Origin of the sequence: Bradyrhizobium elkanii WSM2783 (genome assembly GCF_000472865.1) — a bacterium.
Classification (GTDB): domain Bacteria; phylum Pseudomonadota; class Alphaproteobacteria; order Rhizobiales; family Xanthobacteraceae; genus Bradyrhizobium; species Bradyrhizobium elkanii_A.
This window is the reverse complement of record NZ_AXAP01000005.1, coordinates 168,228-193,012: the sequence shown is the minus strand read 5'-3', so window position 1 is coordinate 193,012 and position 24,785 is coordinate 168,228. Positions and strand designations below refer to the sequence as shown.

The window sequence follows — 24,785 nt, the reverse complement described above, 5'->3', positions numbered from 1 at the left end:
ATGATCCGATCAGGCTGAATCTTCACCTCTCCCGCTTGCGGGAGAGGTCGGCGCGTTGCGCCGGGGTGAGGGCTCTCTCCACTCGGGGAGTCCCAATGCGGAGGCACCCCCGCCCCAGCCCTCCCCCGCAAGCGGGAGAGGGCGTGCAGCTTCGCCGGGGCTATCTTTCAACCCGATCGGCGATTGCACTTGAGGTCCGCGGCGGCCGGCTGGCCGGCGGTCCGCTCGAAAGGATACCATCATGGAGATCACGACATTCAAGGACATGTACCTTGCCGAATTGCAGGAACTTGTCAGCGTCGAGCAGCAGCTTGGCGAGGCGTTGCTGCGCATGGCCAAAGTGGCCTCGCATCCTTCGCTAAGGGCTGCGCTCGAGCGGCACCAGCGGGAAACCATCATGCAGGAGGAACGGCTGCGGTCGATCCTGGAGAAGCACGAGGCCGCCGCCGAGCAACATACGGATCAGGCCATGCAGGCGCTGATCCGTGAGACCGAGAAGATGTGCGTAATCCTGAAGGATGGTTACCTTCGCGACGCCGGTCTGATCGCCTCGGCACAGAAGCTCGAGCATTACGAGATCGCAGCCTATGGCAGTGTGGCCGCACTCGCGGGCCAGCTCAACCTTCGGGAGGACCAGCGGCTGCTGCACAACGCGCTCGATGAGGAAAAGCGCGCGGACGAATTGCTGACGACGCTTGCCAAGGGTGAAATCAACCAGGACGCACTGGCGGCCTGATCGTCCGCTCCCGCGACGTTGCGCAATTGCCGCCCCGATTGGCGGGCAAATTCGAAATACCCAGATGTCAGCTCGACATTGGGCAGGGTATGGTATTGTTCGGATTTGCAATGGGCGATGCCGATGGGCTCGGTACCGCTTGCCCAAGGAGGAAGCTCCGATGCGCAACGACAAGGAAGATGCGCTCAGCCAATCGCTGCGAAACCTGCATCCCGTTCGCTCCGCCGCCACTCAACGTCCGTCGCGCCGGACCGTGCTTCAGAACATTGGAATTGCCGGTCTGTCGCTCGCCGTATCGCCGGCCTTCGCCGACGAAATGGTCAAATTGCCGTTTGCGAGCGGGCCGCGGGAACGGCCGATCACGCATGCTTTTCCGCAAAAAGGCGACATGATCCTGCAGCGGGTGCGGCCGCCGCTGCTCGAAACGCCGCTGGACGTGTTCGACCGCGGCGTCTTCACGCCGAACGACCAGTTCTACGTGCGCTGGCACTGGGCCGAGATCCCGAATTCGGTCGATGTGAACGCCTTCAGGCTTGCGGTGCGTGGGCATGTCGATCGGACGCTGTCGCTGTCGATAACGGACATCCTACGCGACCTGCCTCGGGTGGAGCTTGCCGCGGTCAATCAATGCTCCGGCAATTCGCGCGGCTTCTTCTCGCCACGCGTGCCCGGCGCGCAATGGGCGAATGGCGCCATGGGCAACGCCAAATGGGCCGGCGTACGGCTGAAGGACGTGCTGGATCGCGCCGGCGTCAAGGCCGGCGCCGTTCAGGTCCGCTTCAAGGGATTGGACGAGCCAGTGGTGCCGGAGGCTCCGACCTTCAGGAAGTCGCTTGCGATCGATCATGCCCGCGACGGCGAAGTGATGATCGCCTACGCCATGAACGGCGAGCAACTGCCGTTGCTCAACGGCTTCCCGCTGCGCCTGATCGTGCCGGGATGGTACTCGACCTATTGGATCAAGATGCTCAGCGACATCGAGGTGCTCGACAAGCCGGATGACAATTACTGGATGACCGTCGCCTATACGATTCCCGATACGCCGCACGCCAGCATCGCGCCGGGACAGAGCGGCGTGAAGATGGTGCCGATCAACCGGATGGTGCCGCGCTCGTTCTTCACCAATATCACCGACGGCGCGTCCTTCACCGCGGGCACGCGCGTGCCCCTTCGCGGCATCGCCTTTGGTGGTGACACCGGCGTCGCCAAGGTCGAGTTTTCCAGCGACGGCGGCAAGTCATGGCAGCCGGCCAGGCTTGGCGATGATTTCGGCAAATACGGCTTTCGCCAGTGGCAGACGGATGTTGCGCTTGCCGATAAAGGCGATCACGCGCTCATGGTCCGCTGCACCAATTCCGCAGGCGAGGTCCAGCCGGACACGCCGAACTGGAACGGCAGCGGCTTCATGCGCAACGTCATCGAGACCGTGCAGGTCAAGGCAGTGTAGGAGCTGATCATGCTGAAAGGTCTCGCTGCGATCGGCTGCTTCGGAACCGCGCTGCTGTGCTCGACGCCGGCCTGGGTTCAGGATCTGCCGGTGATCAAATCGACGACGGTGGAGCTGCCGGCAGGCGATGCCTTGTTTCCCGGCGGCTCCAGCGCCGAGGCGATCAACAACAATTGCCTCGCCTGCCATTCGCCGGACATGGTGCTGAACCAGCCACCGCTGCCCAAGGCGGCCTGGGAAGCCGTGGTGCACAAGATGATCAACGTCTACAAGGCGCCGATCGGCGAGGCGGACGTGCCGGCGATCGTCAGCTATTTGGTGAAGACCAAGGGCAAGGATTGAGGGCACGCGGAGAGCCGCGCGCCCGGTGCGTCCCTATTACGCGCTGGCCGGCTATTTCGCCGGCTCGAGCGCCTGCGCAATCGCATCGTCGACGTGCTCGAGCCAGATGAACTCCAGCTTGTCGCGCGCGCCTTGCGGAATGTCGTCGAAGTCGCGCCGGTTGCGTGCCGGCAGCATCACCCTGGTCAGGCCGGCGGCTGCGGCCGCGACGACCTTCTCCTTGATGCCGCCGACCGGCAGCACCAGGCCGCGGAGCGATATCTCGCCTGTCATTGCCGTGTCGTGCCTCACCGTGCGGTTGGTGAGCAGCGAGGACAGCGCGGTGAACATGGCGACGCCGGCGCTCGGACCATCTTTCGGCGTGGCGCCGGCAGGCACATGGACATGGATATCGCTTTTCTCGAACAGCGACGGATCGATCCCGAGCTGCGTGGCGCGGCTTTTCACCAGCGTCAACGCGGCTTGCGCGCTTTCACGCATGACGTCGCCGAGCTGGCCGGTGAGGATCAGCCCGCCTCTGCCGGGCACACGCGTTGCTTCAATGAAGAGAATGTCGCCGCCGACTGGCGTCCAGGCGAGCCCGGTGGCGACGCCGGGCACGCTGGTGCGCAAGGCGATCTCGCCTTCGAAGCGTGGCTGGCCGAGCACGGTCGTCAGATCCCGTGCGCCGAGCGTCACCTTGGTTGAGCTGCCTTCCGCGATCTGCACCGCGGCATAGCGCAGCGCCTTGCCGATTTCGCGTTCGAGCGAACGGACGCCGGCTTCCCGCGTGTAGCCCTTGATGATCGACCGCAGCGCTTCGTCTTCGATCGTGGCCTGGTCCGGCTTCAGGCCGTTGGCCTCGAGCTGGCGGCGCACCAGATAGCGCCGCGCAATCTCGAGCTTCTCGTCCTCGGTGTAGCCGGGCAGGCTGATGATCTCCATTCGGTCCAGCAGCGGTCCCGGAACCGTATCGAGCATGTTCGCGGTCGCTATGAAGGCGACGCGCGAGAGGTCGAAGGGGACGCCGAGATAGTTGTCGCGGAAGGTCGAATTCTGCTCGGGATCGAGCACCTCGAGCATCGCCGCCGACGGGTCGCCCTGGATGCCGCGACCCATCTTGTCGATCTCGTCCAGCATCATGACGCAGGCGCGGGAGCCGGCCTTCTTGATGCCCTGGATGATGTTGCCGGGCAGGGCGCCGATATAGGTGCGGCGGTGCCCGCGGATCTCGGCTTCGTCGTGGACGCCGCCGAGGCTGACGCGCACGAACGGCCGGTCCATGGCGCGGGCGATCGACTGCCCGAGCGAGGTCTTGCCGACGCCGGGCGGTCCGACGAAGCAGAGGATCGGCGCCTTGCCGTGCGGCGCCAGTTTGCGAACCGCGAGATATTCGATGATCCGGGCCTTGATCTTTTCCAGCCCGAAATGATCCTCATCGAGGATACGCCTAGCTTCGCGGATATCGATCGGCTTTTCGTCCGGCAGCGCCCAGGGCAAATCGATCAGCCAATCGAGATAGCTGCGGACCATGCCGCCTTCGGCTGCGGCTTCCGGCATCCGCTCATAGCGCCGCAGCTCCTTGCGCGCCTGGCTCTCGGCCTCGGGCGACATCTTCGCCTTGTCGATCGCCGCGCTCAATTCGGCGACCTCCTGCGCCTTGCCTTCGCCTTCGCCGAGCTGGCGCTGGATGGTGGCCATCTGCTCGCGCAGCAGCACTTCACGCTGCCGCTCGTCAAGGGCGGCCTTGGTCTTCTGGCCGATCTCGTTGCTCAGCCGCAGCACTTCGAGCCGCTCGGCGAGATAGCGCGAAACCTTGTCCATCCGGGAGGTGAGGTCGATGGTCTCGAGGATCTCCTGCTTTTCCTGCGGCTTGATGTCCATATAGGACGCCGTGAGATCGGCGAGCGCGCCGGGAGATGTCGTTGCCTGGAAGGCGCCGACCAGCTCGGGCGGCGCCTGCGGCAGGAGCTGGACCGCTTCGACGGCCTGCCTCTGCAGATTCAGAAAGCGCGCCTCGATCTCGGGCGACGTCGTCGCCGGCTCCGGGATGTGAAGCACGCGCGCCGCGGGGAATGGTGTGCCGGGCAGGAAATCCAGGATGCGGGCGCGCTGCACGCCCTGGCAGACGATGTGATGGGTTCCGTCCGGCGCGGTGATGTACCTGACGATATTGGCGATCGTGCAGACGCGGTGCAGGTCGTCAGGACCGGGATCGTCGACTTCGGCGTTTCGCTGCAGCAGGATTCCAATCGGCCGTTGTTCGCGCAGCGCCTGCTGCGCGGCGGCGATCGACTTCGCGCGGGCGATGGTGACCGGTGCGATCACGGCCGGAAACAGCACGATGTTGCGGACCGCGACGATGATCAGCGCATCCGCGGGAATCGCGACCGATTCCGTTTTCGCACCGGCTGCGGCGGAACCGGGATTTTGACTATCAGGCGACATCATGAATTCTCACACGGCTTTCGACAGGCGCAACACGACGCATCCATTCGAGGCGGTCCGGCTCACGCCATAGCGTCCGGCCGGCAGGGCAATGCGGCGTTCGAACCCGCCTTGCGGCAGCTCGAGCCGGTGGATCAGCGCATCACGGAGCTCGGCGGGCAATATCCGGTGCCCCTTGATGATGAGCACGCCGTTCTCGATGATCGCCACCACCTGATCGGGATCGACGCCGGGCAGCGCCACGAAGATCAACAATTCCCGATCGGTCTCCAACACGTCGATCGGAGGCTCCCAATTGACCTCGCGCGTGCCGCCCGGCTGCAGGCTGAACAATCTTTGATGCAGCCGTTCGGCGCGCGCGAGCGATTCGATCGCTTCAGACAACATCCAGTTGATCGGATCTTTTGTCGGCATTTGTCGTTGTGACTCCAGTAAAATTTTCAGAGCACGTCGGTTGCCTTAAACCTACCCCGAAAGCGCACGGCTTGCACAGGTACAATGGCAGCCGATCACTCTTGGTCTGCCGGAACCGTTGTCGGCTGGACTCAACAGCACTCTGGCCGTCGTCCCGGGTCAAGCCCGGGACGACGTGTGGAGAGTTCTGATTCAATTGTTTGATAGCGGGGATGATGGCCCAAATCACCCTGTCATCATAGTCCCATCGTGGAGACATCCTCACCCCAACCCCCTCCCGCAAGCGGGAGAGGGAGCGCAGTATCCGTCGCGGCTCACGCGGCGAGGCGCTCCAACGCTGTCCAGTCGAAGTTGACGCCGTGGCCGGCGCGGCTCGGCGCCAGTGCCATGCCTGCTTCGAGCACGAGCGGATGCTCGATATAGCGGTCGAGGCCAAAGCCGTGCGCCTCGAGATAGGAACGGTTCGGGCAGGCCGCGAGCAGATGCACCGTGATGTCGTGCGCGCCGTGGCTGGTGACCGGAAGATTGAAGGCTTCGGCAAGCCGCGCAATCTTCATGAAGGCGGTCACGCCGCCGCAGTTGGTGACGTCAGGTTCGGGATAGGAGATGGCGCCATTGGCGATGTAGTTCTTGAACTCCCAGAGCGTGCGCAAGTTTTCGCCGGCCGCGATCGGCACGCCGCCGGCGGCGAGGATCCGGGCGTGGCCGGCGACGTCGTCGGGAATGATCGGCTCTTCGAGCCAGGTGAGATCGAACGGCTGCAGTGCCCGCGCCGCGCGGATGGCTTCCTCCACCGTCCATTTCATGTTGGCGTCGGCCATCAAGGGAAAGCCGTCGCCGAGATGCTTGCGCATCGCCTGCACGCGCGCGACGTCGGAACCGAGATCGGGCCGGCCCACCTTCATCTTGATGGCGCGAAAGCCCTTGCCCAAATTGTCGTCGGTCTGCTTCAGCAGTGCCTCGACCGACAGATCGAGGTCGATGCCGCCGGCATAACAGGGGACGCGCTGATCGAATCCGCCGAGCAGCCGCCAGAGCGGCAGTGCGGCGCGCCGCGCCTTCAAGTCCCAAAGCGCGATGTCGAGCGCCGAAAGCGCGAGCACGGTGGGGCCACCGCGCCCGCCGTAATGCAGGCCCCACCAGACGTGGTGCCACAGCGCCTCGCTATCGTCGGCCTCGCGGCCCTCGATCAGTTCGGGAACTTCACGCCGGAGAATGTCGGCGATGGCGCCCCCGTTGCGACCGACTGTGTAGGTGTAGCCCACGCCTTCGGCGCCGTCCGCATCGCGTACGCGAACCGTGATAAGCTCGAACGCCTTGATTTCGCCATGCGTGCTGTCGGACAGCGTGACCGACAGCGGAATTCGGTAGAGTCCGGTCTCGATAGTCTTGATCCGTGCCATTGCGTTTCCACCCGTTTTTCGCAGGTTAGGACGGGGGCGGCCGATCGACAATCCTCCGGCGGGGAGCGGGCTCCCCATGCCTGCCGTGCGATTTTGAAAGAGTCCAGGCAGGTTCGGGAAGACTGGCCGATGCTCCGGAGGGATACTGGTGGCTACAGGATAGAATTATCCATCGTCATCGTGAGGTCCGAATGCCCGAGCCGCGTCCATCTCCCGCACGTTCGGTGCTGGGATCACTCGTGCTGATCGGCGTCGTCGTTGCCGGCAGCGCGGCCGCCTTCGCCTACACCGCCGGATGGCTTTCGCCGGAGCGACTGACGCCCTGGAAGATGTTGGAGGCGCTGGCGCCGCCAAGCGGCCCAGCGCTCGGCCACCGCCGCAATCACGCCAAGGGCATTTGCTTCACCGGCGTTTTCGAATCCAACGGCAATGGCGCGGCGATCTCGCGCGCCTCGGTGCTTGCCGCCGGCCAGCATCCGGCGCTGGGACGCTTCAATCTGGGCACGCCCAATCCGGATGCCGCGGATGCGTCGGTCCGCGTGCGCGGCCTGGGATTGCGGATCATGCCGCCGAATGGTCAGGAATGGCGCATGGCGATGATCAATGCGCCGGTCTTTGCCGCCTCCACGCCGGAAGGTTTTCACGAACTCCTGGTCGCAGCGGGCAGCAAGGACCCGAACGCCATCAAGGTGTTTGCCGAAGCGCATCCGGAGTTTGCGCCGTTCGGCGCATGGGCCAAGACTGCGCCCTGGACCGGCAGCTATGCCGAGGATCGCTTCAACGGCCTCAACAGTTTCATCTTCACCGACAGTTCCGGTGCCGATCACGCGGTGCGATGGTCGTTGCTGCCACAGGCGCAAGTCGTTCCGGTGACGCAGGATGATCTCAAGAAGCTTGATCCTGACTTCCTTGAACAGGAGATCACGGAGCGCGTCCGCAGCGGCCCGCAGCGTTGGACCATGACGGTGACCGTCGCCAACCCCGGCGATCCCACCGCGGATCCGACCAAGGCCTGGCCGGAGGATCGTCGCACCATCGAGATCGGCACGCTGGTCGTGTCGCGGATCGAGGCCGAGGCGGATGGCCCTTGCCGCGAAATCAACTTCGATCCGACCGTGCTGCCGCCGGGCATGCGCACGTCGGATGATCCGTTCCCGGCGGCCCGCTCATCGGTCTACGCCAAGTCGTACGATCTCCGCACCGCGGAGGCCAAGGATTATCCACGAACCGTAACGGGTCCGAAGCCATGAACGCTATCCGTCATCACTTCTCCCCACTTCAGCGCCTGCTGCATTGGGTCATGGCCGTCTGCATCCTGACGATGCTGTTCATCGGCGTCGGCATGGTATCGACGGTCATGCCGAAATACGTGCCGCTGGTCTCGATCCACAAGACGCTCGGCAGTGTCATCCTGGTGCTGGCGCTGATCCGTCTGGTCACGCGCTTCTATTACGGCGCGCCGCCGCTGCCGGCCGATCTGCCCGAGCCGATGAAGCTCGCTGCGGAACTGTCGCATTACGCGCTCTACGCACTGATGATCGGCATGCCGCTGCTCGGCTGGGCCATGCTGTCGGCATCAGCCTATCCTGTTGAACTGTACGGCGGCATCTATCTTCCCGCGATCCTGCCGCAGAGCGACAGCCTGCGTACGCTGTTGTGGAACGCGCATTTCTATCTGGCCTTCGCATTCTTTGCGCTGATCCTGATGCATGTCGCCGCCGCGCTGTTCCACGCGCTGGTCCGGCATGATGGCGTGTTCGAGGCGATGGCGCCGGTGCCGATCCACGACGAAGCCACGCGGGCCGAGAACCGCAGCGAGCTGGCTGCACGGCCTTAGAGCTGGATCAGCGATGCTCGCTGATCCAGCGGGCAACGAGATCGACGATGCGCGTTTCGATTCCGTAATAGCCGTGCGGCGACAAGGATCCGCAAGCGTGCCGCGACCGGTTAATTCCTCCGCTGACGAATCGGACCTGGACCTTGGGGGAATGGCCCATCGCCGCAGCGATGCGCGGCGCGTCGCCGGGCGGCGCGACGTTGCACCGGTCGCTCCTGTTAGCGACGATGAGAAGCGGCACGCGCACGTTCTCCGGTTTCGCGCTGAAAACGGTTTCGCCGCTCTTGCCGACCCTGGACACGGATTCCGTGAGAATCAGACCCGAAACGCTTCCCTGCGGCGCGTGGGTGGCGCCATTCACCGCTGCGATCGCGCCCTGGCTCGTGCCGAGCAGGAACACGGGAACGCCAGCCTGCGATCGCGCGAACTCGGCGAGTTCGACAACGATCCCGCCATACTCCGGAGAACTGCGATCGCCCCGGAGATTGGCGTGGTTGATCGTATCGGGAATGACCACGGCATATCCGCGCTGCACCCACAGCTCGCGCGAACGGACGACAAAATTGTCGCCATGCCTGATATCACCATTGCTTTCGATGTCGATATTTCCGGCGCCGCCCGGCAGCATCACGATCGCGGCAAGCGGCTTGGGCGGTGATATATACAGCAGGCGTTGACGTAGGCCGCCGTGTAATCGCAGCTCGACGACGAGCGGCGGTGCTGCTTCGCTCGCGGCCTGATCCCGACGGAATTCCTGCGTCGAGCCGATCGATGGCAACAGCATCTCGACGGCGGCTGCTGCCGCAACCAGGCCGAGAACTCGAGTGAACTTGTGTCTACACATGTTGATGAACCATATGAGGGCGCGTCCGGCCATTTCGGGAAGCGCTTACAATAGTTGCGCTCCGCGGCCAGCGTGAGTGGATTATGGGGCCGATATCACTCGGCGGCGTGCAAAGTCGAAAACGCCTTTCGTTGCAGAAATACGCGAGACGGTTCCCGCCTCTATGTTTTGCGCGACGCAACCTGGAGTCTTCGGACATGAAGCACGTCAAAGCCTGCCTGGCCTTCGCGGCCACTCTTTCGCTTGTTTCGACAGTTGCCCCTGCGCGTGCCGAGCCGCTCAAGAACATCGTTCTGGTGCACGGGGCCTGGGTGGATGCGTCGGGCTGGAAGCCCGTGTATGAAATCCTCACCAAGGAGGGGTTCCATGTCACCATGGTGCAGGAGCCGGAAACCTCATTCGCCGACGACGTGACGGCGGCGAAACGAATCCTCGATTTGCAGGACGGTCCGACGCTGCTCGTCGGCCACAGCTATGGCGGTTCGATCATCACGGCGGCGGGCGTTCATCCAAACGTGGTCCGTCTCGTCTATGTCGCCGCGCATGCGCCTGATATCGGCGAAGATGAGGGCGAACTTGGCAAGAAGATGCCGAGTGTGCTGGCCAAGACCGAAGGCGCGATCAAGAAGACGCCAGATCAATACACCTATCTGAACCCTGCCGATTTTCCCAAGCTCTTCGCGCCCGATCTGCCGCGCGAGCAGGCGGAGTTCGAGTCGCGCTCCCAGGTCCTGGCTGCGGCCCAGATCTTCAGCACGCCGCTGACCGCGGCTGCCTGGAAGACCAAACCGAGCTGGGGCATCGTCGCCGAGAGCGACAAGATCATCAATCCTGATCTCGAGCGCTGGTACTACGCGCGGGCGAAGAGCCACACGACCGAGATCAAGGGCGCCAGCCACTCCGTCTACGAATCCCATCCGAAGGAAGTGGCGGCCGTAATCACCGAAGCTGCTCGCAACGCTGAAAAGTTGGCAGCCCGCTGACAAGACGGTTGCGAATGACGCATGGGCTCCGGCGGGACAGGGTTTGACGCATGCCCGCCGGAGCGCCTCACTGATCCAGTCGGATCCGAAGCATGTCGTTTCAAATGCCGGATCCAGGAGCATGGCGAATGAAGAATTGGCAACAAGGCCGGCAAGCGCGCGATGCCCGTATCGAAGCGGGCGCGAAACTGGCGAAGGGCAAGATCGTCGCAGCGAGTGATGCCACCCGCCTGATGGAAGCGGTGATCGGGCCGGGCGATCGGGTGTGCCTGGAGGGCGACAACCAGAAGCAGGCAGACCTTCTGTGCCGCGCGCTGCTTGGCGTCGACCTCGCCAAGGTGAATGGCCTGCATATGGTGCAGTCCGGCATCGTGCTGCCGGAACATCTCGACCTGTTCGACCGCGGCGTAGCAAAGAGGCTCGACTATGCCTATTCCGGACCGCAGGCGGCGCGCATCGCGCGCATGCTGTTCGGCGGCAAGATCGAGCTCGGCGCCGTTCATACCTATCTCGAATTGTTCGCGCGCTACTTCGTCGACCTCACGCCGCAGGTTGCGCTGATCGCGGCCGTCAGCGCCGACCATGACGGAAACCTCTATACCGGGCCGAACACCGAGGACACACCGACGGTGGTCGAGGCGACGGCCTTCAAGAATGGCGTCGTCATCGCCCAGGTCAACGAGATCGTCGACAAGGTGCCGCGCGTCGATATCCCGGCGGACCGCGTGCAGTTCGTGGTCGAGGCCGACAAGCCGTTCTTCGTCGAGCCGTTGTTCACGCGCGATCCCGGCGCCATCACCGAAGGACAGATCCTGACAGCGATGTTGGCGATCAAGGCCATCTACGCGCCCTATGGCGTGCGGCGACTGAATCACGGCATCGGCTTCTCCACCGCCGCGATCGAGCTGTTGTTGCCGACCTATGGCGAGCGGCTGGGCTTGAAGGGCAAGGTTGCAAGCCATTTCGCGCTCAATCCCCATCCGGCGCTGATCCCCGCGATTGAATCGGGCTGGGTCGAGCAGATCCATTGCTTCGGCTCGGAGGTCGGCATGGACGAGTATATCCGCGCCCGCTCCGACGTCTTCTTCACCGGGCCTGACGGCTCGCTGCGCTCCAACCGCGCCTTCTGCCAGACCGCCGGCCTCTATGCCTGCGACATGTTCATCGGCTCGACGCTGCAGATCGACCTGCAGGGCAATTCATCGACGGTGACCACCTCGCGTATTGCGGGCTTCGGCGGTGCGCCGAATATGGGCGCCGACGCCCGCGGGCGGCGCCATCCGAGCACGCCATGGCTGCAGGCCGGCCGTGAGGCCGATCCCGACGGCTCGGCGCTGCTGCGCCGTGGCCGCAAGCTGGTGGTGCAGATCGGCGAGACCTTTGGCGAAAAGAACGTGCCGCTGTTCGTCGAGAAGCTGGACGCGCTCGCGCTCGCCGAGAAGCTCAAGCTCGATCTCGCCCCGGTGATGATCTATGGCGACGACGTCACCCACATCGTCACGGAGGAAGGCGTTGCCAACCTGCTGCTGTGCCGGGATGAGAACGAGCGCGAACAGGCGATCCGCGGTGTCGCTGGCTATACCCATGTCGGCCGCAGCAGGGACAGGAAAATGGTGCAGCACTTGCGCGAGCGCGGTGTGATCCGCCGGCCAGAGGATCTCGGCATCGATCCGCTCGACGCCGACAGGAGCATGCTGGCGGCGCGCTCGATCAAGGATCTCGTGCGGTGGTCGGGCGGCCTCTACGCGCCGCCCTCGCAATTCCGCAACTGGTGAGAGGATAGCCGCGATGGAAGATTTGAGCTTTCACCATCAAGCCCGCGCTCGTGCCGGCGGGACCAGGCAAATGGCAATCATCGGTGTGGTGGCTTCCGGAAATCTGGAAGTGCTGGCCGAACGCGTGCTGCCTGAAACGGAATGCCGACTGGAGATCAAGACCGCGGCCGAAGGCTTCGGCGAGGTCTGGGACGCCGTGGTCGCAGACTTCGTCGAACGCTACTCGCCGGGCGGGCTCAAATTCTCCATCAATGACGGCGGCGCGCGGCCGGACACCGTCTCTCTGCGTCTCGCCCAGGCTGTCCGGCTGATGGCGGAGAACGAGCAATGAGCGTCGCGAATCTGGAAAAGCCGTCGCTGGAGCAGGCGAGGGCGACGAGCTTCTACGAGGCCTCGGCGCGGGCACGGATCCGGCTGCTGCTCGATCCCGGAAGCTTTGTCGAATTCATCGGCCCCGAACGGCGCGAGGTCAGCCCGCATCTGAAACTGTTCGACCTTCCCGAGCAGTTCGACGACGGCATCATCATCGGTCGCGGGCAGTTTGCGGGTTCGCCGGTCTTCATCGCGGCGCAGGAAGGCCGCTTCATGGGCGGCGCCTTCGGCGAGGTCCATGGCGCCAAGCTGACGGGGTTGCTGCGTGCGGCGAAGGAGCTCAAGTCGATCCCGGTAGTAATCCTGTTCGACACCGGCGGCGTCCGCCTGCAGGAAGCCAATGCGGGCGAGCTTGCCATCGCCGAGATCATGCGCGCGGTGATCGAGGCGCGGACCGCCGGCGTGAAGGTGATCGGGCTGATCGGCGGCCGCTCTGGATGTTATGGCGGCGGCGGACTGATCGCGGGCTGCTGTTCGGCGCTGGCAGTGTCCGAGCAGGGACGTATCGCCGTCTCCGGTCCCGAGGTCATCGAGACCAATCGCGGCGTCGAAGAGTTCGACTCGCGCGACCGTGCCCTGGTCTGGCGCACCATGGGCGGCAAGCACCGGCGGCTGATCGGCGGCGCCGAGCTCTTCGCCGACGACACGGTGCAAGCCTTCCGTGAGGCTGCCCTGGAATTGCTTGAGACCACCGCGGGCTTCGGCATCGATACGTTAAATGCCGAACAGTCCCGCCTCGAAGATCGATTGCAGCGCTTTGGCACCTGCCGGGATGCGGTCGAGATCTGGGCGGCGGAGCGTGTTGCCGACGCTGCGTCCGTTCCAGCGCTGCCGGCCGATCAGTTCATCGAACTTGCCGACAAGGTCCGGAGGATTGCCCGTGACGCTCGATAGGATCCTAGCCTCGATGTTTCCCGACGGCCACGACGTCAAGAATGACGGTGGCGTTCTGCTCGGGTCCGGCACGCTGCGATCCGGCGACCGCGCGCTGGTCATCGGAGTCGCTGATCGAACCGCGCTTGGTGTCGACGAGGCGATCAGGCTCTCGGGCGCCGTTCTTGGCGCGATCAAGCGCGGAAGCGGTCCGATACTGGTCATCGTCGACAGTGACAGCCAGCGCATGAGCAAGCGCGACGAGCTTCTGGGACTGAACGAGTTCCTGGCTCATCTCGCCAAGTCGCTCATCCATGCGGATATCCAGGGAAAGCCCACGATCGGGCTACTGTATGGCCACTCGGCGGCGGGAGCGTTCCTCGCCACCGCGCTGGCGACCCGCGTGCTGGTGGGACTGCCGAGCGCGGACCCGGCGGTGATGGACCTGCCGTCGATGTCCAAGGTGACGAAATTGCCGATCGAGGTGCTCGAGGAGAAAGCCAAGTCCACGCCGGTGTTCGCTCCCGGCCTGCAAAATCTGGTTCAACTCGGCGCGGTGCATGTCATCTGGGACGACCAGGTCTCGCTGGCCGATCAATTGGAAAAACTGCTGCGCAACATGGGCGATGCGCGCGACCGACGCGATGCACTCGGCAAGGAGCGCGGCGGCCGCATGAAGGCCGCTGACATCGCGGAGCGCGTGCGTGAGCTTGCCATGCAAACCCGCTGAGGGACCGATGAGGCGCCATGATCTGATCTTCGTCCGCCCCGAGAGCTGGTGTGCGGCGCTCGCGGTGCGGAGCGATCTGGCGGCCGATCCGCTGGTCGCGCGATGGGTCGCGAACGGCTGGCCGTTGATCGGGCGGCGTGCCACGCCTTGCGAGCAGCACGGCGTGGCGGCGGGCCTGCCATTACCGCCCTCTGCCGGCAAGCGGCGACTTTCCTTCCTGCTGCAGACCGAAGACGTGATATCGATCGCGCCGCCACCCTCGTTGGCGGCGGCCGCTCGAATGGCGCCGCTCGCGTGGCGGCCGACGCTCGAACGTCTCGATGAATTCGCTTGGATTCATTCGGTGGAAGCAAGGGTGTTCGGCGGCTTGGCCTGGCGCGTGTTGACCGGACTGGATTATCTGACCGATCGCTCCGATCTCGACCTGCTGCTGCGCATTGGTCGAGACACGGATGTTGAAGGTCTCGTCGCTGATATCGCCGAGATCGAAGCGCTGGCGCCGATGCGTCTCGATGGCGAACTGGTGCGCGACGACGGCGCCGCCGTGAACTGGCGGGAACTGCATGCCGGCGCGGACCAGGTGCTGGTCAAGACCATCGGCGGCGTCGCCTTGCTCGATACGAATCTCTTCCTCGCCCGGGAGATGCCGTCATGACGCTGGCTCTGGCATGGAGCGCGCAACAGCGGGCGCCTCGTCCACAGGTGATGGCGCCATGCGCGCCCGATGCGGCGGCGATCGCGGCAAGCGCCGTCGGTTGCCTGCTGCTGGAAGTGGAGACATGGCCGAAGCCCGGCCTTGTGAGCCATATCGATCGCGGCAGTCATGAGGATATGGATGCCGAGACGCTGCGCGTCAGTGCCAAAACCATCGGCCCCTATTTCGCCGCGTTGGCGGAAGCAGGTGCCGGCGGCTGGACGATGGAGCGGCTGAGGATCATCGGTCTCGAGGCCGAGGCGGCGATGTTTGCTGCGACGTCGGGCATCAACACCCATCGCGGCGCGATCTTCGGCCTCGGCCTGTTGTGCGCGGCGGCGGGCGCAAGGAGCAGCGGGCAGGTCGATCCGGTTTTGTCGCTCGGAGCAACAGTGACGCGACTGTGGGGCGGCAGCATCCTCGGCGGGCCTGTGCTGCTCCACAGCCATGGCATGAAAGCCCGTCGTCGCTTCGGTGCCGGTGGCGCGCGCGTCGAGGCGGCCAAGGGATTTCCCAGTGTCTACCACGTCGGCCTCCCGTCCCTGCACAGGGGAGCTCTCGTTGCTGCCGACGCGGAGGCCGCGCGGGTCGAAACATGCTTCGCGCTGATCGCCGCGGTCGAGGACACCAACCTGCTGCATCGCGGCGGGCTGGACGGCCTCTTGTTTGCGCGCCGTGTGGCGCGGCAATTTCTCGGCCGGGGCGGCGTAGGTGCGCCCGATTGGCAGGAGCGCGCTCGTGCCATCCACGAGAGCTTCGTCGTCCGCCGGCTCAGCCCCGGCGGATCGGCCGATCTATTGGCCATGACCCTGTTCGTCGACGCCCACGAAAGGTCGTGTCCCTGATGTCCAATGCGATCCTGCTTGCGTTGGCGCTGGTGTTCTTCGTGATGCTGGGCTGGCCATGACTCTCACAATCCTCTGCTCGGGGCAGGGACGGCAGCACCGCGACATGTTCGCCCTGACCGGCGATGCGCCGGAGGCGGCCAGCCTGTTTGCCCATGCGGCGATGCTGCTCGGCGGCCGTGATCCGCGCGAGATCGTCCGCAGCGAGAGCGCTGAAGTGCTGCACCACAATCGCATCGGCCAGATCCTCTGCACGCTGCAGGCGCTGGCCGCAGCTTCCGTGCTGCGCGCCCAAATGCCTGACCGGCTCATCGTTGCCGGCTACAGCGTTGGCGAGGTCGCGGCCTGGGGCGTCGCAGGCCTTACGAGCATGACGGATACGCTCGACCTGGTGGCCTGCCGCGCGGAAGCGATGGACGCTGCCACGCTGCCCGGTGACGGAATGGTCTTCGTTCGCGGCCTTCCCCGCGATGCCATCGACACCTTGTGCGAGCGGCACGATGCCGCCGTCGCCATCGTCAATCCGGGCGACGCCTTCATTCTCGGCGGAAGCCGCGCAGCGTTGAAAGCGCTCGCCGATGACGCGAAAGCGATGAAGGCGGCCAGGGTCGTCGACGTACCGGTGGAAGTTGCCTCCCACACCCCGCGGCTTGCCAAGGCATCGACGGAATTCCGCGACAGACTAAGCCATGCTGCCGTGATGGTACTGCCAGCCGGAACGCGGCTCCTGAGCGGGATCGACGCTGCGCCCGTCATCGATGTCAAAACCGGTCTTGACAAGCTGGCGGTCCAGATCTCGCAGACGGTGCAATGGGCCGATTGCCTGCAGGCCTGCTTGGAGAGCGAAGCGACGGTGTTTCTGGAACTCGGGCCGGGCCGGGCGCTGAGCGAGATGGTGGCTGGCGCCTATCATGACGTCGCGACCCGATCTCTGGACGATTTCCGCACGCTGGACGGCGTTCGCGCCTGGCTGACCACCCATCTGGATATTCGGTTCTGATTCAATCGGAACCGAATATTATCGGTCGCCGACGCGCGGCTTCTCACGCAAAGATTATCGTCATGCCGGCATTACGACGGTTCGTCGTTGATAGCGAACATTCGATGAGGCCTTTATATGACGTATATAATTGCAACTGACACCCGCGCATGAGGAGATCCGGCAAATGACGATTCCTGCAGCCGAGACGTTTGGTGCAACCTGGCCCTTTGCGCCGCACTATTTTGACGGGAACGGCTTTCGTATGCATTATATCGACGAGGGCGACGGCGATCCCATCATTTGTCTGCATGGTGAGCCGACCTGGGGCTATCTATATCGACACTTCATTCCGCCGCTTTCTGCGACGCACAGGGTCATCGTTCCCGATCATATGGGCTTCGGCAAAAGCGAGACTCCTCGCGATCGCGAGTATTCGCTGAAAGCCCATGTCGACAACCTTACGAACCTCATCGAAGCGATCGATCTGAGGAACATCACCCTGGTCATGCAGGATTGGGGCGGGCCGATCGGTTCGGCCTTCACGCTGCGACACCCCGACCGCGTCAAGCGCTTGTTCCTCCTCAACACATTGGCGGGCTATGGCAACGCGGAGTTCGACGCGCAGACGCCCTGGTTTCAGTTTGTCCGCAAGCACTACGAAGCCGGCACGCTTGGCGAGGTGTTGGGACATCTGGACGTCAACATTCTCAGCATCATGAAGATCATTGGTCTTGAGAATCTGTCGGCAGTGAATTCCGATTGGCTCGCGGCCTATGGTTCGGCCTTTCCTGCAAGGGAGGACTGTATCGGAGCGATCGAGTTCCCGCTCGATGTGCTGCTCGGTCGGATTATCCCATACGTCGTTGAAGGTTTTCCTCTCGTCGACAATCTGAAGTCAAAGCCAGCAATGCTCGCCGTCGGTATGAAGGACAGAGCTATCTCGCCGGCGGTCCAAATCGCCGACTTCAGGGGAATATGGCCGGACCGGCCCATCATCAAGCTGCCCAATGCCGGCCACTTCAGCCAGGAGGATGCGCCCGATGTTCTCGTCGCACTGATTCAGCTCTTCGTTCAGGGCAAGGAGTAATCGCACACGCGACGCGACGGTCGACACCGCTCGCTGGCTGCTACTCGAACGACGCGTCGAAGATCTCGATGTCGATCAGAGCGGGCTTGGTAACCAGCGTGCCATCGGGCTGACGCGACAGGCATCGGCGGAGCGTGGGAATGACGATGTCGTTGAACTTCTGATGCGCCCAGGTCAGGTGCGCGATTGGCGTGCCCGCGGCCTCGTAGTCCAATCGCCGCTGCAGCCCATCGCTATCGAAGTAGAAGATCTGCTCCCGCGAATGCGTAACGATGGTCGGTGGAAACAGCGCGCGGAGACGCCGCCAGATCTGGCCGCCCGTGTTCCAGGGGGGCAGCTCTTCGGTCTCAATTTCCGGTTGCGCCAGCAGGAAGGGGGTCGTCAGACAGTTCCAGAGTGAGAGGCCGCAAAAATAGGCCAGGCGCAGATCGTCCCACTTCATTTCGTCGTGGTGATCCGAAAATGCTGTCTGCGGGTCGCCACATGAACGCAGGATCTCGCCTTGCAGACTCTGGATGGCGACCCAGTCGGGCTGAAACAGGCCGCATCTGTCGGGAGCGGTGAAGCCGATGAATTGCAGCGTCTGGACCTCGGTCGAACCTTCCATGACCATGTCCTTGAGCCGCCCTGCATTGCCGATGCGGGAGAACAGCGCGCCATCGATGGAAAGGTGGACGGTGAATCTCTTCAACCGACGCCATCGTTCCAGCCCACCGCAGGCATCGAGGGCGTCATCAAGCAATGCCATTCGCAAATCCCGTGTTCGACCAGCCCCAAAATCGTGCAGGGAGCATGGCCCAGCGCGGGCGAATTTGCGCGTTAGATGTTGTTAGATACCCGCAGTCAGCTCATCGAGCAGTAATTTTACGGACCTGAGATCGGCGCTGTCGAGGCCTTCACTGTATCGTGCATAGAGCGGAGCGATCAGTGCATGTGCCTTTGCTGCATTGCCCTGTTCACGCCAGAGCCGTCCCAAGGTGGCGGCCGCCCGCAATTCCCATCCAAGTGCGCCTTGCTCGCGGGACAGCGTGAGTGACTGCATCAGACAGGTTTCGGCCTCGTAAGGACGGGCCGAGGAAGCCAGGATGTATCCCTTGACGCGCAGCATCTCTGGCAGATCGAACGACTGCCCGGCGCTGTCGCGCTGCGCGATCGCCTCATCAATGATGCCGAGCGCCTCCTCGTATTGCCGCACCTGCACCAGGCCTTCGGCGAGCGCTGCCGCGAACACCGTGCTCAGGATCTTGTGCCGGATCTGCCGCAATGTTCCGGCGCCCTGGCGCAGCAGTTCGATGCCGATCTTGGCTTCTCCGCGGCGGATCAACAGTTCGCCCTTCAGTCCGAGTCCCACGGCCTGATAGGGCCCGAGAAAATGCCTGGCTGCATGATTGATGAGACGTTCGATCAGCTTGTCGGCGTCCTCCCAATCGCCGACCCAGAGAAACACGTAGATCGACCATATCAGGCCGATGCCGATGGTGAGCGGCTGCTCTGTGCGCTCGGCCTCGCTGACCGCATATCTCGCCGCCGCGATGGCGCGGTCGGGACGTCCCGTCAGCCAGAGGCTTCGCGCAAGAGCTACCAGCGCAACGATCCGGTCATCATATCCGAGCCGCTGCATGTTGATCTGCAGGCGAGACGGATCATGGGTCGTGGCGCTCTCGCATTGCAAGACGGCATCGTTCTGATTCCCGATCAGGTGGTTGGCGACTCCGAGCATCCACTCCGCGGTACGGATGGCACCGGCATCGCTCAATGTCCTGGCAACCACCGCGCCGCGCTCGCCCATCGCCAGCGCGCCATGATAATCGCCGATCCGGGTTAGATAGATATGAAGCTCTCGCAGCAGCCATAGCTGCCAGTGCAGGTCGTTGTGGGACTCTGCCAGTTGCAGGCTGCGGGTGAGGGCCGCATGGACTTCTTCGGTGTTGCCTTGCGTGAACATCAAGGACACGCCAAGCGCGGCCTGAAGCTCCATCTCCTGACGCGGGTCGGCAATTTGCGGATCAAACGCCGTCAGCGCCTGTCGCGCCCAGCGATGGCATTCCGTCAGCAGCGAAAGCTGCAGGAAGAATTGGGCGGCCGCCGCGGCAAGCCCGATTCCGATCGCGCGCTCGCCCTGGTCGGAGAAGCTCCAATCCAACGCCGCGCGGACATTGGCAAGATGATCCGCATAGGGAGTGAAGCTGTCGCCGGTCGAGAATGCTGCCGCTCTCGCCGCGATGCCCGCAAGGAGATCGCGGAAATAGATCGCATGGTTGCGCGATATCCTTGTGGCTTCGCCGCTTTCCGCAAGCTTCTCCGCGGCGAAGGCGCGCGTGGTGTCGAGCAGCCGATAGCGCACCGGCTGAGCCGTCGACGGCAGCGAGATCAGCGACTTTGCCACCAGGTTTGCGATCGCCTCAACCGCCTCGGCTTCGTCGGTCCCATCCTCGGAGGCTACCGCGAGGGCGGCTTCCAGCGTGAAGGTGCCGGCGAACACCGACAGCCTGCGCAGAGTGACGCTTTCGATGGGAGTCAATAGATCGTAGCTCCAGCCGAGCGCCGCGCTCAGCGTCTGATGCCTGGGCACTGCGGTGCGCCGGCCCTGCCACAACAGCGAGAAGCGGCTGTTGAGCAGTGTGGCTATGCCCTGGATTCCATAGGCGTTGACGCGACCGGCGGCGAGCTCGATCGCCAGCGCAATGCCATCGAGCTTGCGGCAGATTTCCGCCACCAGCGGCGCTTCGGCATCGCCGAGCTCGAACCCCCCGAGGCTCGCGGCGATGCGTTCGACAAACAATTGCGCCGCGGGATAGGCCAGCACGTCGGGAGCCGTGATGGCAGCGCGCTCCGGCGGGCAATCCAGCGGAAACAGCCGATGCACCTGCTCGCCTTCGGCGCGCAACGATTCACGGCTGGTTGCCAGGATGGAAACCTCAGGCGCCTCGCGGATGATGCTTTCCGCGAGCATCGCCAGGCTTTCCAAGAGATGCTCGCAACTGTCGAAGATCAACAGCATGCGTTTCTCGCGCAGAAACGCCAGCATGCTGGGCAGCGGATTGTCGGAGGAAACCGAAAGCCCCAATGCCGATGCGAGCGCGCTCGGCGCCAGGCGCTTGTCCCGCAGCGAGCCGAAATCGACGAACCTGACCATTCCGGCAAAAGCGGCAAGCTGACGGTGCCCCACCGCCAGGGCGACGGTGGTCTTGCCGATGCCGCCCGGTCCGACCACCGTGACCAGGCGGTGGCGGGCGAGCTCGGCGGCAATCGTCTCGACGGTTTCCGTGCGCCCGATCATCCTGGCAATTTGCGCCGGAAGGGGAGGGCTGCCGGCCGGCGTTGCGGCAGGCTTCGTCTCCGCGCGCACGATCGGCGCGGTGAAGCAATAGCCGCGACCAGGAACGTTCACGACATATCTCGCGCCGGACGCACTGTCGCCGAGCACCTTGCGCAGCGCGCTGACGTGGAAGCGGAGGCTGCCCTCGTCGACGTTCACATCGGCCCATACCCGGGACACCAATTCCCGTTTGCCGACAACCTCGCCGGCGCGTTCGGCGAGGAAGATCAGGATGTCGAGCGCGCGGCCGCCGATATGAACGGGATTGCCGTCCTTTTCGAGCAGTCGCGCTTTCGGCAGCAGTCGGAACGGTCCGAACGCCAGTGCAGATTCGTCGCTATTGTCGCCCTGCACGCGGTACCTGCCTGCTGCGAGAGCCGTCTTTGGCCCAACTATGATTTGTGCCCGGATTAGGGCACCAGTTTGGACGGGATCCGCTCACGGGACAATGCATGGGGAGAGAAGGGGGCCGTCCCGGGGATGGGGCGGGGGGATAGGACGGCCCCCTTGGGCTCGTTGCCTTGGGAGGGCGCTGCGAGCCGATGGCGCAAGCTGGTGGCCTTGAATGCTTACGCGACAGACCATGCCGGATCGGATAGCTCGGGTCTTTCGGATCTGCACCTTCATTTCGAGTTCGCATGATCGCGGTTGCCGGATAGACGCAGATCGGCGCCAAGCGGATGCGTTCGGTGCCTTATCCCCGAACCGCCAGTCTTGCATCCGTCGACGAATCCAAATGTTGCGCGCCCAGCTCATCCAACAGCGCCCGTGCCGTCTTGAGCGCGCGGCTGTTGAACCCTTCGGTAAAGCGGGCATAGGTCGGGGCGAGGAGCTGCCGCGCCTCGGCAGCGCGATCCTGCCCGAGCCAAAGTCTCGCGAGGCAGGTCGCGGCAACCAGTTCCATGGCGAGCGCCGATTGACGGCGGGCCAGGTCAATCGACTCCTTCAGGCAGCGCTCTGCCTGCACCGGATCGGGGCTTCGTGCGGAGAGCAGCACTTCCGCCTTTGCGCGCAGCAGCTCGGGCATGCAGAACATATCCTTGTTCTGCCCGACACGGCCGATTGCCAGATCGATCGTATCAAGCGCCTCCTTTTCCCGCCCGATGGTGGCGAGCGCCTGCGCCAGCGCGATGCGGAAATCCGCGAGCGAGCCATATCGATGGCTGTGCATGACTTCGAGCGCGCCCCGCAGCAGCGCAATCCCGGTCTCGACCTGGCCTTGCGCCACCAGGACAACGCCTTTTGTTCCGTAGCCAATCGTCTGGTACGGCCCGAGCGCGTGCTTGCTCGCCTCCAGGATAAGCCTGTCGGCGTATTCTTCGTAGCTCTCCGTTTCCGAGTTCCAGACAAAGATCGAGAATGCCCAAAGCATCGCCATGCAGAGCTTGGCAGGATGACCGATACGCATCGTGTCGGCGATGGCCCGCCGCGCCGTGTCGACTGCCTGATCGGGATATCCCTGAAGCCACAGGATGCGAGCCAGCGTGATTCGTGCGCGACTGAGGTAGTCGTAGTTCAGGGGATCATCGACATCAGGTTCCGAGCCCGGCAATTGCAACAACGCCGATTCCACATAAGACCGGGCGAGCCGCGCGTCTCCGGCAAGATGGCAGGAGACGCCGAGCGCGATCCGCATATGCGCAAGTTTAATGCGGTCGCCGTGATCGGACGCGACGGCTTCGCCGCGTTTGGCGAGCGCCAGCGCTTCCGTGAAATTTCCCGCCCTCATCTGGAACACGTGAACGCGCTCGATCAGGCGAAGCTGGCTGGATACGTCGCCGATCTCTTCGGCTATTCGAAGCGCTCGCGTCAGAAAGGCGTAAACGTCGTCGGTGGTCCCCTTCGTGAGCAACAGCGCCAGGCCCAGGGCGGCGTGAAGGTCGAGGTCGTATTTCAGGCTGTGATTTGCCACGTCAAGCTGTGCGATCGCGCGCTTGGCCCAGAGCTGGCACTCGGCGAACAGGGACAGTTTGAGGAAAAACGGCATGGCCGCTGCGGCCAGCGCGACGCCCGTTGCGCGGTCGCCGCGTTCGGAGAAGCACCAGGTCAGCGCCGCGCGTATGTTTCCGAACTGGTCCGCGATCGCCGCAAATCGGTTCGCTTCCGATGATGGGGCCGAGCCGCTACCGATCTCTTGCAGCAGATGCAGGAAATAGCGGGCATGCCGCCGCGCCGTCGCATCGGCATCCATGCTGGCGGCAAGCCGTTCCAGGGCATAGGCCCGTGCCGTGTCGAGCAATCTGTATCGCGTTGATGTGCCGCTCGCGCTTGCCGCAAGCATGGATTTCGCCACCAGGCTGGCAACGGCCGCGATCACATGCCCGTCGTCGGCGTCCTCTGCGCCAGCAACCGAGCGCGCGGCTTCCAAGGTGAAGCTGCCGGCGAACACGGCCGCCCGCCGCAGCACCATGCGCTCGGGCTCCGACAGCAATTTGTAACTCCAGTCGAGCGTCGCGCGCAGGGTCTGATGCCGTGGCAGCACGGCATGCTGTCCCTCGCCCAGGAGCTTGAATGCGTCGTTCAAGAGCGCGACCGTATCCTTGATATTGGAGGCACTGGCGCGGCTGGCGGCGAGCTCGATCGCCAGTGCGATGCCATCCAGCCTGCGGCAGATCTCGCCAACCAGGCGCGCGTCCGCGTCGCTCAGCTCGATGAGATGCCCGCCGCTCGCAGCCGCGCGCTCCACAAATAGCTGGACTGCGGGAAAGGCAAGTGCCTGTGCGGCCGTCAGGCCGGCGTCATCAGGCGGGCTCAAGAGCGGCTGCAGACGGTGAACATGCTCGCCCTCGACCCGCAGCGACTCCCGGCTGGTGGCCAGGATATGGAGCTGCGGCGCCTCCGCATAGAGCCGCTCGGCCAGCGCGGCCGATGTCTCGATCACATGCTCGCAACAATCCAGTATCAGCAGCATCCGCCTGTCGCGGAGCAGGTTCACCAGACTGTCCGATGGATCACCAGCCTGGCCGAGGAGGCCGAGCGCCGAGGCGACGACATTTGGAACGAGTGCGGGATCATGGAGTGTCCCAAAGTCGAGGAAGCGGACCGCACCGGCGAACGCTTCCAGCAATTCATGGCCGACGGAGACCGCCACCGTGGTCTTGCCGACGCCGCCGGGGCCGACGACGGTGACGAAACGCTCGCTCCTCAATTTGGCCGATATGTCGCGGACGGTCTGGTCGCGTCCCACCATCCGCATCGGCCGCGCCGGCAGATTGTGGGGCGGTTCGGAGCTCGGCCCGATCGAGGACTGCTCCTGATTATTCGGATGCGAAAGCCGTCCGACGAAACAGTAGCCCTGCCCCGAAACGGTGGTCAGGTATCTCGCGCCGGCCTCGCCGTCGCCGAGCGCTTTCCGAAGGCCCGCGATCTGCACCCTGAGGCTGCCTTCATCGACGATGATGTCGGGCCACACCTTGGCCAAGAGGTCAGTCTTGCTGACCACCGTGCCGGCACGCTCGACCAGGGCGATCAAAAGATTAAGCGCCCGGCCGCCGAGCTGAATCGGAGTGCCGTCCTTCTCCAGCGTTCTTTGCCCTGCATGCAGCCGAAACGGACCGAAGCAAACGGTCTCCGGCGCGGCCGAATCCCGACCGGCCTCGCGGACGGCGCGTTGCGTGCGGTCGCCCATGTTCGGGACCTCAATCAAGCAGGTGGCCGACGCTCTCCGTCCTTCAC

Annotated in this window: 21 protein-coding genes; 14 read left to right on the top strand and 7 right to left on the bottom strand. The window is 64.1% G+C overall.

The features are described 5' to 3' along the window. Positions 1-241: 241 nt before the first annotated feature. The 3 genes from YY7_RS0107590 to YY7_RS50980 all read left to right on the top strand — a co-directional run bounded on the left by YY7_RS0107590 (position 242) and on the right by YY7_RS50980 (position 2,525). Entirely contained in the window at positions 242-736 is a 495-nt protein-coding gene (locus YY7_RS0107590; RefSeq protein WP_028162721.1) for a ferritin-like domain-containing protein, read from the top strand. A 160-nt stretch (positions 737-896) separates the two neighbouring features. Continuing rightward, positions 897-2,183: a molybdopterin-dependent oxidoreductase gene (locus YY7_RS0107585; protein WP_155255074.1), complete on the top strand. Its 1,287-nt coding sequence runs from the start codon at positions 897-899 to the stop codon at positions 2,181-2,183. 9 nt (positions 2,184-2,192) lie between these two features. Continuing rightward, entirely contained in the window at positions 2,193-2,525 is a 333-nt protein-coding gene (locus tag YY7_RS50980) for a c-type cytochrome (RefSeq protein WP_051396581.1), read from the top strand. A 51-nt stretch (positions 2,526-2,576) separates the two neighbouring features. Here YY7_RS50980 and lon read toward each other — a convergent pair whose 3' ends face one another. From lon to YY7_RS0107565, 3 genes are all read right to left on the bottom strand, one after another. After that, complete coding sequence (gene lon, locus YY7_RS0107575) at positions 2,577-4,952, bottom strand: endopeptidase La (protein WP_028162719.1); 2,376 nt, start codon at positions 4,950-4,952, stop codon at positions 2,577-2,579. A 9-nt stretch (positions 4,953-4,961) separates the two neighbouring features. Continuing rightward, positions 4,962-5,366 (bottom strand): Hsp20/alpha crystallin family protein, encoded by a 405-nt coding sequence (locus YY7_RS0107570; protein ID WP_028162718.1) that lies wholly within the window; start codon positions 5,364-5,366, stop codon positions 4,962-4,964. Between the two features lie 314 nt (positions 5,367-5,680). Next, positions 5,681-6,769: a mandelate racemase/muconate lactonizing enzyme family protein gene (locus YY7_RS0107565; protein ID WP_028162717.1), complete on the bottom strand. Its 1,089-nt coding sequence runs from the start codon at positions 6,767-6,769 to the stop codon at positions 5,681-5,683. Between the two features lie 191 nt (positions 6,770-6,960). Here YY7_RS0107565 and YY7_RS0107560 point away from each other — a divergent pair, with 191 nt between their 5' ends. Both YY7_RS0107560 and YY7_RS0107555 read left to right on the top strand, forming a co-directional pair. Then, on the top strand, positions 6,961-8,019 hold the full coding sequence (locus YY7_RS0107560; RefSeq protein WP_028162716.1) for a catalase family peroxidase: 1,059 nt from the start codon (positions 6,961-6,963) through the stop codon (positions 8,017-8,019). Further along, entirely contained in the window at positions 8,016-8,606 is a 591-nt protein-coding gene (locus tag YY7_RS0107555) for a cytochrome b (RefSeq protein ID WP_028162715.1), read from the top strand. The genes YY7_RS0107560 and YY7_RS0107555 overlap by 4 nt, the downstream gene beginning before the upstream one ends. A gap of 7 nt (positions 8,607-8,613) precedes the next feature. Here YY7_RS0107555 and YY7_RS0107550 read toward each other — a convergent pair whose 3' ends face one another. After that, positions 8,614-9,450: an alpha/beta hydrolase gene (locus tag YY7_RS0107550; protein ID WP_210164684.1), complete on the bottom strand. Its 837-nt coding sequence runs from the start codon at positions 9,448-9,450 to the stop codon at positions 8,614-8,616. 197 nt (positions 9,451-9,647) lie between these two features. On the opposite strand from YY7_RS0107550, the gene YY7_RS0107545 reads away from it, so the two are divergent. From YY7_RS0107545 to YY7_RS0107505, 9 genes are all read left to right on the top strand, one after another. Continuing rightward, positions 9,648-10,433, top strand: a complete 786-nt coding sequence (locus YY7_RS0107545) for an alpha/beta hydrolase (protein ID WP_028162713.1) — start codon at positions 9,648-9,650, stop codon at positions 10,431-10,433. 128 nt (positions 10,434-10,561) lie between these two features. After that, positions 10,562-12,208: a malonate decarboxylase subunit alpha gene (gene mdcA, locus YY7_RS0107540; protein WP_028162712.1), complete on the top strand. Its 1,647-nt coding sequence runs from the start codon at positions 10,562-10,564 to the stop codon at positions 12,206-12,208. A gap of 13 nt (positions 12,209-12,221) precedes the next feature. Next, positions 12,222-12,539 carry a malonate decarboxylase acyl carrier protein gene (gene mdcC, locus YY7_RS0107535; protein ID WP_028162711.1) on the top strand — a complete coding sequence of 106 codons (318 nt, stop codon included), beginning with the start codon at positions 12,222-12,224 and terminating at the stop codon, positions 12,537-12,539. After that, positions 12,536-13,474 (top strand): biotin-independent malonate decarboxylase subunit beta, encoded by a 939-nt coding sequence (locus YY7_RS0107530; protein ID WP_028162710.1) that lies wholly within the window; start codon positions 12,536-12,538, stop codon positions 13,472-13,474. Before mdcC ends, YY7_RS0107530 begins: the two co-directional genes overlap by 4 nt. Next, the gene (gene mdcE, locus YY7_RS0107525) at positions 13,461-14,183 is read left to right on the top strand and encodes a biotin-independent malonate decarboxylase subunit gamma (RefSeq protein WP_028162709.1); all 723 of its coding nucleotides are present in this window, start codon (positions 13,461-13,463) and stop codon (positions 14,181-14,183) included. The genes YY7_RS0107530 and mdcE overlap by 14 nt, the downstream gene beginning before the upstream one ends. Further along, positions 14,158-14,838, top strand: coding sequence for a malonate decarboxylase holo-[acyl-carrier-protein] synthase (mdcG, locus tag YY7_RS0107520; RefSeq protein ID WP_028162708.1), 681 nt, complete (start codon positions 14,158-14,160; stop codon positions 14,836-14,838). Before mdcE ends, mdcG begins: the two co-directional genes overlap by 26 nt. After that, a complete protein-coding gene (gene mdcB, locus YY7_RS0107515) occupies positions 14,835-15,722 on the top strand; it encodes a triphosphoribosyl-dephospho-CoA synthase MdcB (protein ID WP_028162707.1) in 888 nt (295 codons plus the stop codon). Before mdcG ends, mdcB begins: the two co-directional genes overlap by 4 nt. A gap of 58 nt (positions 15,723-15,780) precedes the next feature. Next, the gene (locus YY7_RS0107510; protein ID WP_028162706.1) at positions 15,781-16,722 is read left to right on the top strand and encodes an acyltransferase domain-containing protein; all 942 of its coding nucleotides are present in this window, start codon (positions 15,781-15,783) and stop codon (positions 16,720-16,722) included. 166 nt (positions 16,723-16,888) lie between these two features. Then, on the top strand, positions 16,889-17,791 hold the full coding sequence (locus YY7_RS0107505) for an alpha/beta fold hydrolase (RefSeq protein ID WP_028162705.1): 903 nt from the start codon (positions 16,889-16,891) through the stop codon (positions 17,789-17,791). 40 nt (positions 17,792-17,831) lie between these two features. Here YY7_RS0107505 and YY7_RS0107500 read toward each other — a convergent pair whose 3' ends face one another. From YY7_RS0107500 to YY7_RS50975, 3 genes are all read right to left on the bottom strand, one after another. Next, the gene (locus YY7_RS0107500; protein ID WP_028162704.1) at positions 17,832-18,539 is read right to left on the bottom strand and encodes a hypothetical protein; all 708 of its coding nucleotides are present in this window, start codon (positions 18,537-18,539) and stop codon (positions 17,832-17,834) included. An 81-nt stretch (positions 18,540-18,620) separates the two neighbouring features. Next, complete coding sequence (locus YY7_RS0107495; protein WP_028162703.1) at positions 18,621-21,464, bottom strand: ATP-binding protein; 2,844 nt, start codon at positions 21,462-21,464, stop codon at positions 18,621-18,623. A gap of 340 nt (positions 21,465-21,804) precedes the next feature. Continuing rightward, positions 21,805-24,738, bottom strand: a complete 2,934-nt coding sequence (locus tag YY7_RS50975; protein ID WP_051396580.1) for an ATP-binding protein — start codon at positions 24,736-24,738, stop codon at positions 21,805-21,807. Between the last annotated feature and the right edge of the window lie 47 nt (positions 24,739-24,785).